This is a genomic window from Bacteroides caecigallinarum (assembly GCF_021530995.1).
In the GTDB taxonomy this organism is placed as follows: Bacteria; Bacteroidota; Bacteroidia; order Bacteroidales; family Bacteroidaceae; genus Phocaeicola; species Phocaeicola faecigallinarum.
Window position 1 is genome coordinate 18337 of record NZ_JADYTF010000007.1, and the last position, 16101, is coordinate 34437.

Sequence of the window (16101 nt, forward strand, 5' to 3'; positions counted from 1 at the left end):
TATGGAAAAATTTAAAGTAATAATAGTAGAAGACGTAAAACTGGAATTAAAAGGAACAGAAGAGATATTCCGTCATGAGATACCAAATGCGGAAGTTATAGGCACTGCCATGACAGAAGCTGAATTTTGGACATTGATGGAGACAAAGACTCCGGATATGGTGTTGCTTGATTTGGGATTGGGAGGGTCCACCACTATAGGTGTGGAAATATGTGCCAGACTCCATAAGGAAAGACCTGAAATAAAGGTTCTGATATTTACGGGCGAGGTGCTGAATGAGAAGTTATGGGTTGATGCTCTTAATGCGGGAGCCGATGGTATAATCCTAAAGACAGGAGAACTGCTTACGGCTGTTGACGTACAGGCTGTTATGGAAGGCAAGAAACTTGTCTTCAATTATCCTATATTGGAGAAGATTGTTGCACGTTTCAAACAGAGTGTGGCTGCCGAGCAAAGACGTCAGGAGGCAATTATTAATTACGATATTGATGAGTACGATGAGCGTTTGCTTCGTCATCTGGCATTAGGTTATACCAAGGAAATGATTACTAATCTCAAGGCTATGCCTTTCGGGGTGAAATCTATAGAAAAACGGCAGAATGAATTGATAAACAGATTGTTCCGTTCTGATGAAAGGATAGGAGTAAATGCTTGTAGGCTTGTGACACGTGCTTTCGAGCTTAGAATTCTTGATATAGACAATCTTGAACCTGATGAGGAATAAAAATATTATACATCCTGCCACTGTCTTTTTTCTGCTTTGGTGGCTAGTGGCATTATTGTCATGGATAGGCAGCGTCTATGCATGGGAAGGTGTAAGAAATATAATCAGTACTGAAGCATTGAGGTGGTTCCTCAGGTATACGGAAGAAAATCTGATGTCCTCGCCTGCGCTTTATCTCGTTATAATTTTTTTTATGTCATTCGGACTGTTTGTACATTCCGGCATGAGTGATGTGTTTTTGCGTATTTTTAAGCATGATCGTAAGCTGTCCGGTAAAGAAAAAAAATCGTTGGTGGCATCTGCTATTGTTGCTATTGCCTATTTTATTTTATATGCAATCTTGGCATGGGGACCATGGAATATCGTGCGTGGTGTAACAGGAAGATATGTTGATTCTCCTCTGCACGATGGGGCATTCTGCATATTGTCAATAGGTATAGGTATTACTTCAATGGTTTACGGATATTCTTCAGACCGATATAGGAATGATACGGATATTGTAAATGGTATGTCATATTTGTTTTCCCGTCTTCCGTCATATCTTGTTTCATTGTTTTTCGTTATACAGTTTATGGTTGTATTCAGTTACAGTGGTTTGCCTGTATGTATGGGAATAACAGATGTAGCGCTTGATTTAGTTTATTGGATATGTTGTATTGTCCCTTTATTATGGGCTTATTATAAACAGACTTGAATTAAATATAATTAAAATGACATTAATATTTCCGATATTAAATTCTAATGATATAAATTTGCAAACAATAATTTTATATTTAAAACAGAAATGAAAAAAGGATTACTATTTGCTGCAGTTGGTGTGATGGCATTGGCTGCATGTCAGGAAAAAGGTGGTTATACCATCAACGGTACTATCGCCGGAGCTAAGGATGGCGAATATGTTTATATGCGTTATTACGATGGAAGAGAAGCTTTCACATTGGATTCTGCCATAGTAAAGAACGGTAAGTTTGAGTTCAAGGGAATGCCTGATTCGGTCTTTGCCCCAAAGTTCATAATATACGGTAATGAAGATCAGAATATCAATGCAACAGTTTTTGTTGAAGATGGTACAATCAATGTTGATATGGCTGAAGGAAATTCTAAAGTTTCAGGAACTCCATCAAACGATGCTTTTGCTGCATTTATAGAGAAATATTCAGGTTTTGAAAATCAGATGACTGCTATTGCTACTACTTTCCGTACAGATACTACTCTTACAGATGTACAGAAAGATTCATTGGTTGAAGCTTACGATAAAGTATCTGAAGAATGCATGGATTATGTTTATGCACAGACAGAAGCAAACATCAACAATGCTGTAGGTGCCTATATGTTACAGTCTAATGGACTTTCATTCGAAGTGGAACAGGCAAATGCCTTGCTTGAAAAGTTGCCTCAGAAGTTCCTTGCATCTTCGGCAATGACACGTTTGAAAGAACATGTTGACAATGCAATGAATACAGTTGTTGGAAAGAAATATATTGATTTTACAATGAATACTCCTGAAGGTGAAACTGTAAAACTTTCTGACTTTGTAGGTAAGAACAAATATACTCTTATTGATTTCTGGGCTAGCTGGTGCGGACCTTGCCGTCAGGAAATGCCTAACGTGGTAGATGCATACAAACAGTTCAAGTCTAAAGGTTTCGGTATAGTAGGTGTGTCTTTGGATAAAGATGCTGACAAATGGAAACAGGCTATCAAGGATTTGAACATTACATGGCCACAGATGTCTGACCTTAAGGCATGGCAGTGTGAAGGTGCTAAGTTGTATGGTGTACGTGCTATCCCTGCTACAGTTCTTGTTGATCAGGAAGGAAACATTGTTGCCAGAGATTTGCGTGGCGAAGATATTGCTGCTAAATTGGAAGAACTGTTGAAATAATTTCGGATACCATGAGCAATAAAAAAACGAAGAGACTTTTTCAGTCTCTTCGTTTTTTTATTATTTTACGTCAGCCGCCGGCATCATATCGCCTTTGACAATAAGGCGTGTAATCTCGGACTTACCGTTAGTGCGCAGTGTAATGGTTTTCTGGAATCTTCCTGGAAACTTGCCTGCACCGTTATAAGTAACAATTATCTCACCGCTTTCGCCTGGTTTGATAGGTTCTTTAGGATACTGCGGAACTGTACATCCACAAGTCGCTATAGCCTGGTGAATAACTAGAGGACCGTCGCCTACATTGGTGAATTTGAATGTACATGTCACTTTCGGACTGCTCTCGGAAAAACTGCCGAAATCATGTGTCGTTTTCTCAAATTTTATTTCTGCCGTTCCGGCAGCCATTACCATTATTATACCCATAAAGAGCATTAAAGTGGTAAGAATAAACTTCCTCATATACTTCTATTTTATATTAATCGTTGCGAATTTAGTTTATAATTCAATCTGTAAATGTTTTTAATCACTTAAATTAACAGAACAAGTCCCTATATTGTTCAATTTAACCTCGGTTTACTTGTTTTACGCCTTTCACTGTTCTGAGTTTCTTTATAAGAGCCTCCAGTTTGGAAATATCGTCCACCATTACCGTAAGCATACCGGAGAACAGTCCGTCGTGAGAATCCACACTTATTGATCTCAGCAGAATGTTGTTTTCTTTGTTGATGATAGAAGTGATGTTTGTCACAATTCCGATATCATCATGACCTACGATGCGAAGCGTGATAGGGTATTGTTTGCCCTGACTCTTTCCTGCCCATCTTGCCCGTACTATACGGTATGGGAAGCGCGCCTTCATTTCCGGAGCGTTAGGACAGTCGCAGCGGTGAATCTTGATTCCTCCTGATATGGTCACGAAACCGAATACATCATCACCATAAATAGGATTGCAGCATTTTGCAAGATTGAAGTCTATTCCTTTCAGATTCTGGTCTATTACCAGCACATCATCTTTGAAATAGTCCTTAGTGTCGGCTGTCTGCTGCAGGTTGTATCCTTCAGCACTTCTGTAGATTACTTCCTCACGCTGTTCAGTCTCGCGTTTCTGCATCTCCAGATATTTGTCTATTATACTGTTTATATCACTGCTTTCATCGGATATACTCTTATAAAAATCGGTAACGCTCTTGAATCCCATTTTCTTGATTAGTCTCATCAGTATGGATTCGTCGTATTCAATCTTTTTGTTCTTGAACTTACGCTCCAGAGTTTCTTTGGCAAACTGTGTCTGTCGTGCTGCAATTTCTTTCAGCGCCTGTCGTATTTTTGTTCTGGCTTTCGATGTGGTGACAAAATTCAGCCAGTCTTGTTTTGGAGCCTGAGTGTTAGAGGTCATAATCTCCACCTGGTCTCCGCTGTTAAGGACTTGTTTCAGCTGGACATTCTTTCCGTTTACCCTTGCACCTATACACTTGCTTCCCAGGTTTGTATGAATTGTAAAAGCAAAGTCGAGTACCGTGGCTCCCTGAGGAAGTTTGTAGAGGTCGCCTTTTGGAGTAAATACGAATACCTCATCCTTGTACAGGTCGAGTTTGAACTGATCCATGGCCTCTATGTCGCTGTCTGCATTTTCCAGAGTCTCGCGTATGGAGTTTAGCCATTCGTCAAGTCCTGTCTCGCCTTTTATACCTTTATATCTCCAGTGTGCGGCAAGACCTTTCTCGGCTATTTCGTCCATTCTTTCCGTACGTATCTGTACCTCCACCCATTTTCCTTCAGGACCCATAACGGTGATGTGTAGCGATTCGTACCCGTTGCTTTTAGGCACGGACAGCCAGTCGCGCAGACGTTTAGGGTTAGGCAGATACATGTCTGTCACAATCGAATACGCCTGCCAGCATTCCTGTTTCTCCTTTTCCAGTTCAGAGTCCAGGATTATTCTTATGGCAAACAGGTCGTAAACACCTTCGAACGGACAGCCTTGTTTTTTCATTTTTTGATATATGGAGTGGATGGACTTGGTTCTTCCCTTCATATGGAATTTCAGTCCGGCTTCCTCCAGTTTCTTCTTTATAGGCTCGATAAAAGCGTCTATATATCTGTCGCGCGCCTGTTTTGTAGCGTTCAGTTTATCCTTGATATGATAATAAATGTCATGCTGTGTATATTTCAGAGAGAGATCCTCAAGTTCTGACTTTAATTTATATAAACCCAGCTTGTGCGCCAGTGGGGCATACAGATATGCAGCTTCATTAGAAACCATGATTCTGGCTTCATCATTCTCTGAGTCCTTTATCTGTCGCATCAGGTTCACCCTGTCGGCAATTATGATGAGAATGACTCTCATGTCTTCTGCAAACGATAGCAGAAGGTTTCTGAAGTTTTCCGATTCTATAGTCGGACTTTTTGCATAAAGTTCATTGATTTTTACAAGACCTTTGATTATTCCGGCTACATCTTCCCCATATTCGTTTTTTACTTCATCAAGAGTGCAAAGATTGTATTTCACAGATTCGTGAAGCATTATACCCAGTATGGAGGCACGGCGCATACCTATCTCTTCGGCCACAATGACGGCTGTCTGCATGTCTTTTATTATAGGATTCATTCCAAATGCATTTCTCGGAATACCCCCGTTTTTCATCACCTTTATAAGATGCGATTTTATCTTTCTGCAATCGTCCTTTTGTAGAGTATCTTTTGATAGCCTTAGTAGTTTTTTATATAATGTAAAGAGTAATTCTTTTTCATCGCTGTTAAAAAAAGCTGTTTCTTCCATGACTTTATCCTTTTTCTTGTGTGTAAAGGTAGTTTTTTTCTTCATTATATTAGTTATATTTCGTCCTTTTTTATAATTTTGAGCAGATTTCTATACTATTGAACGAATTCATTACTTAATTTATACAATATGTTAACACAAGAAGACAAAGATTTATTGGCTAAGAAAGGCATTTCCGAACAACAGATTGCCGAACAGTTAGCTTGTTTCGAAAAAGGTTTCCCTTTTCTAAAATTATTTGCAGCTGCATCAGTAGAGAACCGTGGTATAATGCTTGCGGGTGAAGAAGCACAGAAAACATATCTTGCAGCTTGGGATGCATATAAGCAAGACGATAAGAAAATAGTCAAATTTGTACCTGCGTCTGGTGCTGCCAGCCGTATGTTCAAGAATATGTTCGAATTCCTTGGCGCAGATTATGATGTTCCTACAACCGATTTCGAAAAGAAATTCTTTAACAATATCAAGAATTTTGCTTTTTATGCCGACCTTGATGCTGCTTGCGTAAAGAACAACGGTAAAGGTATTGAGGCTTTGATTTCAGAAGGCAACTATAAAGCTGTTGTTGCTAATCTTCTGGAATCTGCCGGCTTGAACTACGGAGCATTGCCAAAAGGTTTGCTTAAATTCCATAAATATGAAGACGGCGTTCGTACTCCGCTCGAAGAGCATCTTGTAGAAGGAGCTTTGTATGCTGCCGGAAAGAGTGGGGAAGTGAATGTACATTTCACTGTATCTACAGAACATCGTGAACTGTTTGCAAAACTTGTAGATGAAAAGGTTGCTCAGTACGCTGCTAAATATGGTGTAAAATACAACATCAGCTTCTCTGAACAGAAACCAAGCACAGATACAGTTGCTGCAGATATGGAGAACAAACCATTCCGTGATAACGGCAAACTTTTGTTCCGTCCGGGCGGTCACGGCGCATTGATAGAAAACCTGAATGACCTTGATGCAGATATAGTATTTATCAAGAATATAGATAATGTAGTTCCTGACAGACTGAAGGGTGATACAGTAACTTATAAGAAGTTGCTTGCCGGAGTTCTTGTAACACTTCAGAAACAGGCTTTCGAATATCTTCAGCTGCTTGACAGCGGTCATTATCGTCATGATGAATTGGAAAATATCATCCGTTTCGTACAGCAGCAGCTCCACTGCCGCAAGGATGATATAAAGGATATGGAAGATGCCGACCTGGTAATTTACCTGCGTAAGAAACTTAACCGTCCTATGCGTGTCTGCGGTATGGTTAAGAATGTGGGCGAACCTGGTGGTGGTCCGTTCCTTGCTTATAATCCTGACGGAACAGTTTCATTGCAGATTTTGGAAAGTTCACAGATTGACATGAACGATCCTGAAAAGAAAGCAATGTTCGAAAAAGGTACACACTTCAATCCGGTTGACCTGGTTTGTGCCGTTCGCGACTATAAGGGCAACAAGTTCAATCTTGTGAATTATGTTGACAAGGCTACAGGATTTATTTCATATAAATCAAAAGGCGGCAAGGAACTTAAGGCACTTGAACTTCCGGGATTGTGGAATGGCTCAATGAGTGACTGGAACACTATCTTCGTTGAAGTTCCTTTGAGCACATTCAATCCGGTTAAGACTGTAAATGACTTGCTGAGAGAACAGCACCAGTAATTTTGAGGAATTATAATAAATAAAATATGCATGCAGAGTGGCATTTCCCACTGTCTGCATGCATATTTTTTTATTCCACATCAATCGCCATTATATAATCATTCATATAGTAACCTCCTCCAATGTCGAAATCACCCTCCGAAACTTTTTTCATTCCCATGTGAAGATAAAACCCCAAAGCCGGATTGTGGCGGTTCACGTTCAGCTCCATTCTGCATGGTTTCCTGTTTATTTCTTTTACTGCTTCCTTGGCTTTGCAGAACAGTTGTTTTCCTATATGCTCTTTTTGAAATTCAGGCAAGACGTAGATTTTCTGCAGATGAAACAGGTCTTCGCCTTCCTTCTGTATTGACACATATCCGGCAGGCCTGTTGTCCGAGTATGCCAGATAGTAGATATGTCCTTCTTCCGTCATCTGTTTTAAAAGATTTTCAGGCGAATACATCCAGTCCATCATGTAGTCAATCTGTTCTTTTGTCAGGATATCCTTGTAAGTTGCGGGAAATGCTATCCATGCCAACTCGTTTATCAGCTTGATATCCTCTGTAGTAGCTTTTCTAATGTCAGTCATATATTCTTGTTTTTAGTTGTACTCTCGCAAAAATACGTTTTTATCGGGCTGATTGTAGCCGGACTTTAGTTAATTGTATTAAAAATAGTAAAATATCAAGTACTTTGTAATACAAGGTAATCTAATTATACATATATTTGTGCCATACAAACAAAGTAATAATAAAATCATGAATGTAGATAATGTAAAATCTCAGATGCGAAAGGGTATGCTTGAGTACTGCATTCTCCTGTTGTTGCACAGAGAACCGTCTTATGCATCGGATATAATCCAAAAACTGAAAGATGCAAAGCTTATAGTAGTGGAGGGTACGCTTTATCCCTTACTTACCAGACTGAAGAATGATGGTCTCCTTTCGTATGAGTGGGTTGAGTCAACTCAAGGACCACCACGTAAATACTACAAACTGACCTCTGATGGAGAAGGGGTATTGTCCGAACTGGAAACAGCGTGGGACGAGCTCTCCAATACGGTAAATCATTTAAGGAACGAACTTTTAACAATTGAATCAAAATGAAAAAGACATTGACAGTTAATTTAGGCGGCACTGTTTATCACATAGATGAAGATGCATATGTATTGTTGGATAACTATCTGAACAATCTGAAATATCATTTCCGCACAGAGCCCGATGCCGATGAAATAGTCAGGGATATGGAGAACCGTATAGCGGAACTGTTTTCGGAATATATCTCTCATGGCCAGCAGGTCATCACTATAGAAAATGTGGAAGAAGTTATAGCGCGCATGGGTAAGCCTGAGGAAATCAATTCGGAAAGCGACTCAAACGATAATGCCGATGAATCGTACAGAGCGTCGGATAACGGCGGGTCGTCTAAACGTCGTCTGTTCAGAAATCCTGACGACAAGATTCTTGGCGGTGTGGTATCTGGGCTTGCCGCATATTTCGGATGGGACGTGGCATGGACACGTATCGCTGTACTGGTTTGCGGCATATTCCTGCATGGGTTTATATTGGCATATATCATAGCTTGGATTATAATTCCTATGGCACGTACTGCAACCGAGAAACTTCAGATGAAAGGTGAACCTGTTAATATGGAAAATATAGGGAAGACTGTGACCGACGGTTTTGAAAAGATGAACGACTATGTCCATTCAGACAAACCGCGTTCGTTTGTTGAGAAATTGGGAAATATATTTTTCTCGGTACTTGGTTTCATCGTAAAGCTGGCATTTGTCATATTGGCTATATGTTGTGCTCCTGTGGTGATAGTAGGCTTGATTGTGCTTTTTGCTTTGCTGATGGCCGCTACCGGAGTTTTGGTCAGTGTTCCAGCATTCTTCTATGAGGCTTTGCCTTACATCAACTGGGATATGGTTGGAACATCTGCGGGACTTGCTGTCACTATGGTTGTTTGCGGATTGTTGCTGATAGGAATACCTGTAGTTGGAATTATCCATCTTATACTTCACATTACCGGGAAGAAAGAGCCTATGTCCATTTCCATGAAAGTTGTTTTGATCTTGTTGTGGATAGTCGCGGCTTCTGTAAGTATAGTGTTGGTTTCGCAGGCACCGTTCATTATTCACCCGACTCATCTTCTGTTCCACAGAATATTGTAATTCATAAGTATAATATTTTCGGAAAAATGTTATCTTTGCAGACATAATGTTATCTTTGCAGATATATAGACAAAAAATTTTATAATTATGACTAAAAAAATACTTTTGCTTGGCTCCGGAGAATTGGGAAAGGAGTTTGTAATTGCCGCCAAGAGATTGGGACAGTATGTGATTGCATGTGATTCTTATGCCGGTGCACCCGCAATGCAGGTTGCCGACGCGTGTGAGGTGTTCAGTATGCTTGATGGCGATGCGCTTGACAAGGTTGTAGCAAAATATCGCCCTGACATTATTGTACCTGAAATTGAGGCTATTCGTACAGAACGTCTTTTCCATCTGGAGAAAGAAGGTATTCAGGTTGTTCCAAGTGCAAGAGCCGTGAACTTTACTATGAACCGTAAGGAGATACGTGACCTTGCTGCAAAAGAACTTGGACTTAAGACTGCCAAATATTTCTATGCCAAATCATACGAAGAACTTAAAGAGGCTGCCGAGAAGATAGGTTATCCTTGTGTTATCAAACCATTGATGTCTTCTTCCGGTAAGGGACAGTCTGTAGCCAAAGGCCCTGAGGACTTGCAGTATTCATGGGATTATGGATGCAGCGGAAGCCGTGGCGACATCAAAGAGCTAATTGTAGAAGAGTTCATCAAGTTCGACAGCGAGATAACACTTCTTACAGTAACTCAGAAAAACGGTCCTACATTGTTCTGTCCTCCTATAGGACACGTACAGAAGGGAGGCGACTATCGCGAAAGCTTCCAGCCAGCACGTATCGCTCCTGAACATTTGGCTGAGGCACAGCAGATGGCTGCAAAAGTAACTGAAGCCCTTACCGGTTACGGACTTTGGGGAGTGGAATTCTTCTTGAGCCATGACAATGGTGTTTATTTCTCAGAACTTTCACCACGTCCTCATGACACAGGTATGGTGACATTGGCAAATACACAGAACCTCAACGAATTCGAACTTCATCTGTATGCTATTCTTGGATTGCCTATACCGGGAATTACTCAGGAACATATAGGTGCAAGTGCGGTAATTCTTTCACCGATAGCAAGCAAGGACGCTCCTCGCTATAAGGGTATAGAGAATGTATGTTCCCAGCCTGACACATACTTGCGTATATTCGGCAAGCCATATACAAAACTTAACCGTCGTATGGGAGTAGTAGTTTGCTATGACAAGGTAGGAGGTAATCTTGATGTACTGCGTGACAAATGTAAGTCACTGGCTGATAAGGTAGAAGTATATTGATACGTCTAAATAGAAAATAAACGGAAATTAAATGCGTGCTAAACGCAGAATGTTAGACAAACGCCCGCTGAACACTAGATGAACCCGGTGTACGGCGGGCGTTATTGTTTTAGGTAGCATTTAGAAACCGTTTAGTTTCTGTTAGAATACCATAGACTACATGTTCACTCATGCATAACTGTGCATACCTCCAAGTATAAAGTTTACTCCGAAATAAGTAATCAGCACCGATATGAAAGCCAGTATGCAGAAACGGTGGAAGAACATCGGGCTTTTGAAAAAACGGATTGATTCGGTATGCAGTGCCGAAGAGTAAATCAGCATCGTTATGAGTGCCCATACCTCTTTAGGATCCCAGCCCCAATATCTTCCCCACGACACGTTTGCCCATATTGCTCCGATAAAAATCCCGAACACTAGCAGGAATACTGCCGGATAAAGGATTATGCGGCTGTTGTTTTCCAGATTGCAGACCTCATTGCTCCTGTTTCCGCTTCTGTGAAGAATTTCGGCAGAGATTCCGTTCAGCATCATGATGGCAAACAGGGAGTAAGAAATCATGATGGACATAACGTGTATGCTCAGGAGAGGCGATGACAGAACCGGCATAAGCGGTGTTATGGCAGGATTGCTGTCGCCCATCATTGCGACCAGCAGTGCGAGTCCGGAAATCATATAGCCTACCGATACGGAATTGTTCATGCGTCTGTAGAAAATAATGCTGAACAGAATTGAAACTACTGACATTATCAGCATCGTTTCAAAACCGTTTGAAACAGGTATGTGTCCGCTTATTATCCATCTCAACGCAATAATTCCAAACACGTATCCTAGGGTAGGGAACAGCAGTATAAACAGGCAGCGGTTTGTTCCGCTCTTTCTCTTTCTCTTTCCCTTTACCACATTATAAATCTGGAATATGTAGCCGAATATGCCTATTGTGAGACAGAACATGGCGAGCAGTTTCAGATTGGCAAATGAATTGTATATCCTCTCTGCCTTAAATTCTGTGTCCGATGGCAGCGAGTTCCCGGCTTCCTTTTCCTGAAACTTTATGATTTTGTCTGTCAGTTTTTCCGTTCCGTCAAAATCTTTCATTGCCACTTTCTCTGCGATATAGTTCATGCTGTATCTTATGAACAGCCATTTGTCGCGCTCAATGTCCGATGGCAGATTGTCGGGAATTGAGTACCATGTATATGCACCTTTCTCATTGTCGAATACCGGATATATCTTCAGAAGATTTCCGGTACATAATGAGCTTATCAGACTGAATTTCTCCGCTGCCTCTTCCAGTTCGCGGATGCGCTTTCTGTCTTTCTCGGTTTTCAGCTTATTGTCTATTTTAAATCCGTCTGTCCCTATAAAGTCCGTCAGTTTGGCATACTTGCTTTCTACGCCCAGTACTTTCTGAACATATTTACTTTTTATGCGGATAAATGGCTCTTCTTTCCAGTAGTCGTAATAGAAGAAACATCCCGTCAGTACTTGTTCTGCCGACAGATCTTCGTAGCTTTTCTCTCCGTATATCTTCTTTGTGAAATCAATGGCAAGGGTTTGCAGTGGGGCTATCCGGCCGTTATAATTTACGCGTATGTTTCCGAAGATTTCAGCTGTACCGGCAGGGAGAGTAGGTGGCAGTTTGTTTTCGGCAAACAATGACGCAAATGGTATGATGAGTAATATGAACACTGCAGAAATCCTTTTCTTAAAAGCGGATTTCTTTTCAAAGAAGAACAGTATCATTGAAAGAAAGAGGAGTAAATATCCCGTGTAAGTGACGGCAATGCCAATCGGGTCGTGGCTTACGTAAAGTGTGCTTCCCTTCCCGTCGGCATCATATCCCGACTGGTAGAAACGGTAGCCTTTATGCTTGAATATACGGTTCATCGAAACTGTTCCTTCCGTATCCGAACCGTCGTGTATTGAGATTGTGCTTACATAATCCATTGGTGTTGTCGTGCCTGAATAGTATTCTGTTCGGAATTCCTTAAGCGAAATACAAAAAGGTAGTTCATGTTCGGTTTCGTCTGTCGTCTTGAAACTCTGTCTCGGATTTTCGTCCATTCTGAGATGTATGCTACCTTGCAGTCCTGAAGTATGGGTTATTAATGCACCAGCCAGTATAATGATGAAGGAGGCATGCATACAGAGAGTGATTATCCGTCTGTGAAGTTTCCGCTGTAGAATATAGATTATGCCTGATGCAGCGGCTACGAACCATAATGCTATGAAAAGTGGATTGGAATAGAAATATTGGTTGACAAATGATGTGCCGTATGTCTTTTCTGTTATTGTAGCTGACACCATTATTATTATCAGCAGTGACATTGTGATGATGGTAGTGCTTTTGGAGATTTTCAGCAGCTTGTTAATCATATATAGCGAATGTCTGTTTGAAAGACTGTCCTCCGATGTGTTGATAGGGGGACAGTCATAATTTTAAAATTAAGAGTTTGTCTTGTCCGACACGTGTCGGTCAATCGTCTGACACGTGTCGGACGATTGACTGACAGCTGTCAGACGATTGTTTGACACGTGTCAAACGATAGTGATTTCAGTAGTAAATATAACCGGAGATTTGAATAACCCTTCCTTAATATTGATTATCATTCACAGGAAATTAAATTGAATCGATAAACTTTACTATTGCGTCTCTGTCTTCTTTTGATAACTCCCTGAATTTCTGCACGGTATAGTATGCATCACTCTTTTCGTTGCCATGCCACATGATTGCTTCTATTACGTTGCGCGCACGGTTGTCATGAAGTCTGTCGGCCGTAGGCGAGCCTGTACATCTCTGGTGCAATCCTCTTCCCCAAAGCGGAGTTGTCCTGCACCATCCTGTGCGTATGTCGTTCACCATGTATAGCTTGTGCTGAATCATGTCCGAGTAAGGCCATATCTTCTGGTTAGGATATTTAGGAAGGCGGTTGTCGCCTTTGCTGAAAACGCCGTTAGGGTCGTAGAAATTGTCGTCGCCAGTAGTCCATGACGGTTTGTGGCAGTATGTGCAGCCTATCTGTTCGAAGAGTTCTTTACCCTTCAGTACATCCGGGTCGTCAACATTTCTTGCTGCCGGCACTGCAAGGCCTCTGTGCCATACCATGAAGTCCACATAGTCATCATCACTCATTTCCACGTCAAGTTCTTTCGAGGTGAGATAAGCATAAATGGCAGCTTCAATGTCTGCCGGATTATCACTAGCGGGGTGCCATGTAGGATGGTTCTTTTCCGGGTCTGCCTGCTCTATATAATCCTTATATCCGGCCTGTACTTCAGGGTCTTTTGCAGAATATTTGGCGTATGTTCCTGCTGCGTCAAGGTAGTGGTATCTTCTGTTTGTTCTTGTCACGTTTGTGATATTCCACAAAGCGTTTGATCCTGCGGCGTCCTGCAAAGGTCCGCGGCTAAGGGCGTATGTGAACTTGAATGGATGCTCTTCTTTCACTGTTCCTGGAAGAACATCTGTCGGCTTTGAGTTGCTGTACTGTTTCACCCACTCTCCGTTCTTGAAGAATGCCGGGTTTATTCCGTTTGGCAAAAGTCCGTCGGCTTCTTGTTTGGCATATTCGGCTTTCAGGTCCTCACCGGAGATGGCATCAAGAAGTCCTGTTCCATAGATACCAATAGTTGATTCTATCCTCACATCATAGTCTTCGGGCAGGGTATATCCCTGATTGACTACATAAATTGCTTCTTTAGGTATTTTAACCTCGGGATATTGCAGTTCGTATTTCTCTCCGTCGGGGAATGTGTTGTTCCACTGGTCTGTATGGTTTTTCCATTCCACAGTTATCTTGCTTTCGTCCAGAGGAGCCTTGAATGGTTCCACCGCATGTGTCTGTGGCATACCTGCAAGCCAGCTTACGTATGCGTCTGTCTGTGGATTATAAACTACCAGCAGACATCCGTTTCCTATGCTGTTTGTTTCGAATGTTCCGGCAGGAAGTCTCTTCCCGTGTCCGTATCCTGGGTGGCAGTGTATACACGATGTTCGTATGTACACAGGACCTAGTCCGTTTCTCACTCCGTCATGATTACTCATGAAAGGTTTTTCAAATAGTGCTTCTCCGTTCTTGAACTGGCTGTCCATGCCGGCCTGTTCTACTGCCGGAGTTGGTTGTTCTAAGGCATTAGAGGTTGCCAGAAAAGCTGTGCCTAATTCACCGCCTGTGTAGTACCATTCAGGAAGCTCACCTGGCTGGTTGCCGTTATCCGGTGTGTCGCCGGTATTGTCCTGGCATGCAGTCAGTCCGGCAAATAACGCTGTACTTGCAAGTAAATAAAATTTCTTCATAAGTTAGTTATTTTACATTTAAAGGATGTTTAATACATGTCTATGTTTTGTTAAACAGTGAAAGGTGTATAACACTATGGTTACACACTTTACACTGTAACTGTAAATATTTATTATTAATTTTCATTCAATACGTTTGCTGCTTCACTAAGTGTATTTGATACTTTAGCCACTGCTGCTATGGCATCTTTGGTAGTCTGGCTTGTAGCATTCTTTGCGAATGGTTCAGGAATTTTCTCTATAGATGTTATTGCGGCTGCTATAGCGTCTTTTACAGCTTTATCTTTTTCGGCATTTACCGATGCGATGAAGTCGCTCACGGACTTGTCTCCGTCGTTGCTGCCTTCGTATGCATTTTTGATGCTTCGGATATTATCTGCAAAGTCAACAATAGAGTTGAGACTGTATGGCGATTCGATATAGTTCTTATCCTCTTCGCTACTTCCGTTGGCAGGACGTCCCATTTTCTGTTCAGCCACTTCGTCGGCAATGTCGATGCAGCCTTGAAGGATTTCCTGAGCGGCATCAGTGTAATTGACGTATTTGCTACCGCCTTGACCTGCATTTAGCATGCTTTCTCCGTAATTGAATGTCGGTTCAAGTTCGTTGTCGGTAAGTATTGTCTGTTTTTCGGATGATACATTGTCCATGCCTGCCCATGAAGCTTCGAGGCGTACACACTGGAAGCACAGGTCTTCAGCCACAGCTGCCATGTAAATCATCTGGTTTTTGTTTAGTGAATTTACGTCTCTTGCCGATGACTTGTCGCCTGATGCGTTGAGCTGGAAGAGCATATACTCAATGGCATGGAAACCAAGCAGACCGTATCCCAGGTTTGCGCTTACGTATGCTCCACCTCCTTCACCGATAGCGTTCATCATGCCCTGGTTGTTGAGCAGCTGTTCCAAAGCCACCTTGTCAAGAGGCCATGAGTCGATATGCGGGTCGATGTTATAATCGGCTGCTGCGCCGAAAAGAAATGCTTCGCTCAGTTCCCAGTATTTTCTTGATTCCTTCCAGTAGTTGCCTGCTTCTGTAATCTTTTCCTGGGCACCGCTCTTGTCGCCGTCAAATTTGTCTTTCGCTTCATTGCAGGCATTCATCAGTTTGATGGCCGCATCAGCCATACTCTTGTAGGTTGTGATTACGGTGTTGTTCACGTAGGGAGTAACAGCATCTTTCAGTGTCTGCTCCTTTGCAGACAATTCGCTTGGGTTTTCACCATTGTTTTCATCGCACGATGTCATTGATGTTGCCATGATAGCACTCATTGCTATAAAGGCAGAAGTCTTTAAAATACTTTTCATTTTAGTTGTTGAATTAAAGTTATACATGTTTGTTTTTTGTG

Annotated in this window: 13 protein-coding genes; 7 read left to right on the top strand and 6 right to left on the bottom strand. The window is 41.6% G+C overall.

Features of this window, described 5'->3' with window-relative positions:
- The first annotated feature begins 1 nt into the window (after nucleotide 1).
- From I6E24_RS02015 to I6E24_RS02025, 3 genes are all read left to right on the top strand, one after another.
- On the top strand, nucleotides 2-724 hold the full coding sequence (locus I6E24_RS02015; protein ID WP_235325845.1) for a DUF5932 domain-containing protein: 723 nt from the start codon (nucleotides 2-4) through the stop codon (nucleotides 722-724).
- Complete coding sequence (locus tag I6E24_RS02020) at nucleotides 714-1418, top strand: AbgT family transporter (RefSeq protein ID WP_235325847.1); 705 nt, start codon at nucleotides 714-716, stop codon at nucleotides 1416-1418. The genes I6E24_RS02015 and I6E24_RS02020 overlap by 11 nt, the downstream gene beginning before the upstream one ends.
- A gap of 90 nt (nucleotides 1419-1508) precedes the next feature.
- Complete coding sequence (locus tag I6E24_RS02025) at nucleotides 1509-2609, top strand: TlpA disulfide reductase family protein (RefSeq protein ID WP_235325849.1); 1101 nt, start codon at nucleotides 1509-1511, stop codon at nucleotides 2607-2609.
- A 60-nt stretch (nucleotides 2610-2669) separates the two neighbouring features.
- On the opposite strand, the gene I6E24_RS02030 is transcribed toward I6E24_RS02025, so the two are convergent.
- Nucleotides 2670-3068, bottom strand: a complete 399-nt coding sequence (locus I6E24_RS02030) for a DUF1573 domain-containing protein (RefSeq protein ID WP_235325851.1) — start codon at nucleotides 3066-3068, stop codon at nucleotides 2670-2672.
- 103 nt (nucleotides 3069-3171) lie between these two features.
- A complete protein-coding gene (locus tag I6E24_RS02035) occupies nucleotides 3172-5388 on the bottom strand; it encodes a RelA/SpoT family protein (protein WP_235325899.1) in 2217 nt (738 codons plus the stop codon).
- Between the two features lie 129 nt (nucleotides 5389-5517).
- Between I6E24_RS02035 and I6E24_RS02040 the strand changes: the two genes are divergently transcribed.
- Nucleotides 5518-7038, top strand: a complete 1521-nt coding sequence (locus tag I6E24_RS02040) for a DUF4301 family protein (protein ID WP_235325853.1) — start codon at nucleotides 5518-5520, stop codon at nucleotides 7036-7038.
- A 70-nt stretch (nucleotides 7039-7108) separates the two neighbouring features.
- On the opposite strand, the gene I6E24_RS02045 is transcribed toward I6E24_RS02040, so the two are convergent.
- Nucleotides 7109-7609: a GNAT family N-acetyltransferase gene (locus I6E24_RS02045; RefSeq protein WP_154042925.1), complete on the bottom strand. Its 501-nt coding sequence runs from the start codon at nucleotides 7607-7609 to the stop codon at nucleotides 7109-7111.
- Nucleotides 7610-7778: 169 nt separating this feature from the next.
- On the opposite strand from I6E24_RS02045, the gene I6E24_RS02050 reads away from it, so the two are divergent.
- The 3 genes from I6E24_RS02050 (at nucleotide 7779) to purT (ending at nucleotide 10453) form a co-directional block, all read left to right on the top strand.
- Nucleotides 7779-8126 carry a PadR family transcriptional regulator gene (locus I6E24_RS02050; RefSeq protein WP_204392081.1) on the top strand — a complete coding sequence of 116 codons (348 nt, stop codon included), beginning with the start codon at nucleotides 7779-7781 and terminating at the stop codon, nucleotides 8124-8126.
- Nucleotides 8123-9196, top strand: coding sequence for a PspC domain-containing protein (locus I6E24_RS02055; RefSeq protein WP_235325855.1), 1074 nt, complete (start codon nucleotides 8123-8125; stop codon nucleotides 9194-9196). The genes I6E24_RS02050 and I6E24_RS02055 overlap by 4 nt, the downstream gene beginning before the upstream one ends.
- Nucleotides 9197-9283: 87 nt before the next feature.
- Nucleotides 9284-10453, top strand: coding sequence for a formate-dependent phosphoribosylglycinamide formyltransferase (gene purT / locus I6E24_RS02060; RefSeq protein WP_235325857.1), 1170 nt, complete (start codon nucleotides 9284-9286; stop codon nucleotides 10451-10453).
- 168 nt (nucleotides 10454-10621) lie between these two features.
- On the opposite strand, the gene ccsA is transcribed toward purT, so the two are convergent.
- From ccsA to I6E24_RS02075, 3 genes are all read right to left on the bottom strand, one after another.
- Nucleotides 10622-12832, bottom strand: coding sequence for a cytochrome c biogenesis protein CcsA (gene ccsA / locus I6E24_RS02065; RefSeq protein WP_235325859.1), 2211 nt, complete (start codon nucleotides 12830-12832; stop codon nucleotides 10622-10624).
- Nucleotides 12833-13076: 244 nt separating this feature from the next.
- Nucleotides 13077-14753, bottom strand: coding sequence for a di-heme oxidoredictase family protein (locus I6E24_RS02070; RefSeq protein ID WP_235325861.1), 1677 nt, complete (start codon nucleotides 14751-14753; stop codon nucleotides 13077-13079).
- A gap of 116 nt (nucleotides 14754-14869) precedes the next feature.
- Nucleotides 14870-16060 (bottom strand): imelysin family protein, encoded by a 1191-nt coding sequence (locus I6E24_RS02075; RefSeq protein WP_235325863.1) that lies wholly within the window; start codon nucleotides 16058-16060, stop codon nucleotides 14870-14872.
- Between the last annotated feature and the right edge of the window lie 41 nt (nucleotides 16061-16101).

Bases quoted from the DNA above. Each gene is read 5' to 3' on its own strand.
- I6E24_RS02075 (WP_235325863.1), bottom strand. From the start codon at position 16,060: ATGAAAAGTATTTTAAAGACTTCTGCCTTTATAGCAATGAGTGCTATC.
- I6E24_RS02055 (WP_235325855.1), top strand. From the start codon at position 8,123: ATGAAAAAGACATTGACAGTTAATTTAGGCGGCACTGTTTATCACATA.
- I6E24_RS02035 (WP_235325899.1), bottom strand. From the start codon at position 5,388: ATGGAAGAAACAGCTTTTTTTAACAGCGATGAAAAAGAATTACTCTTT.
- ccsA (WP_235325859.1), bottom strand. From the start codon at position 12,832: ATGATTAACAAGCTGCTGAAAATCTCCAAAAGCACTACCATCATCACA.
- purT (WP_235325857.1), top strand. From the start codon at position 9,284: ATGACTAAAAAAATACTTTTGCTTGGCTCCGGAGAATTGGGAAAGGAG.
- I6E24_RS02030 (WP_235325851.1), bottom strand. From the start codon at position 3,068: ATGAGGAAGTTTATTCTTACCACTTTAATGCTCTTTATGGGTATAATA.
- I6E24_RS02025 (WP_235325849.1), top strand. From the start codon at position 1,509: ATGAAAAAAGGATTACTATTTGCTGCAGTTGGTGTGATGGCATTGGCT.
- I6E24_RS02045 (WP_154042925.1), bottom strand. From the start codon at position 7,609: ATGACTGACATTAGAAAAGCTACTACAGAGGATATCAAGCTGATAAAC.
- I6E24_RS02015 (WP_235325845.1), top strand. From the start codon at position 2: ATGGAAAAATTTAAAGTAATAATAGTAGAAGACGTAAAACTGGAATTA.
- I6E24_RS02050 (WP_204392081.1), top strand. From the start codon at position 7,779: ATGAATGTAGATAATGTAAAATCTCAGATGCGAAAGGGTATGCTTGAG.
- I6E24_RS02070 (WP_235325861.1), bottom strand. From the start codon at position 14,753: ATGAAGAAATTTTATTTACTTGCAAGTACAGCGTTATTTGCCGGACTG.
- I6E24_RS02020 (WP_235325847.1), top strand. From the start codon at position 714: ATGAGGAATAAAAATATTATACATCCTGCCACTGTCTTTTTTCTGCTT.
- I6E24_RS02040 (WP_235325853.1), top strand. From the start codon at position 5,518: ATGTTAACACAAGAAGACAAAGATTTATTGGCTAAGAAAGGCATTTCC.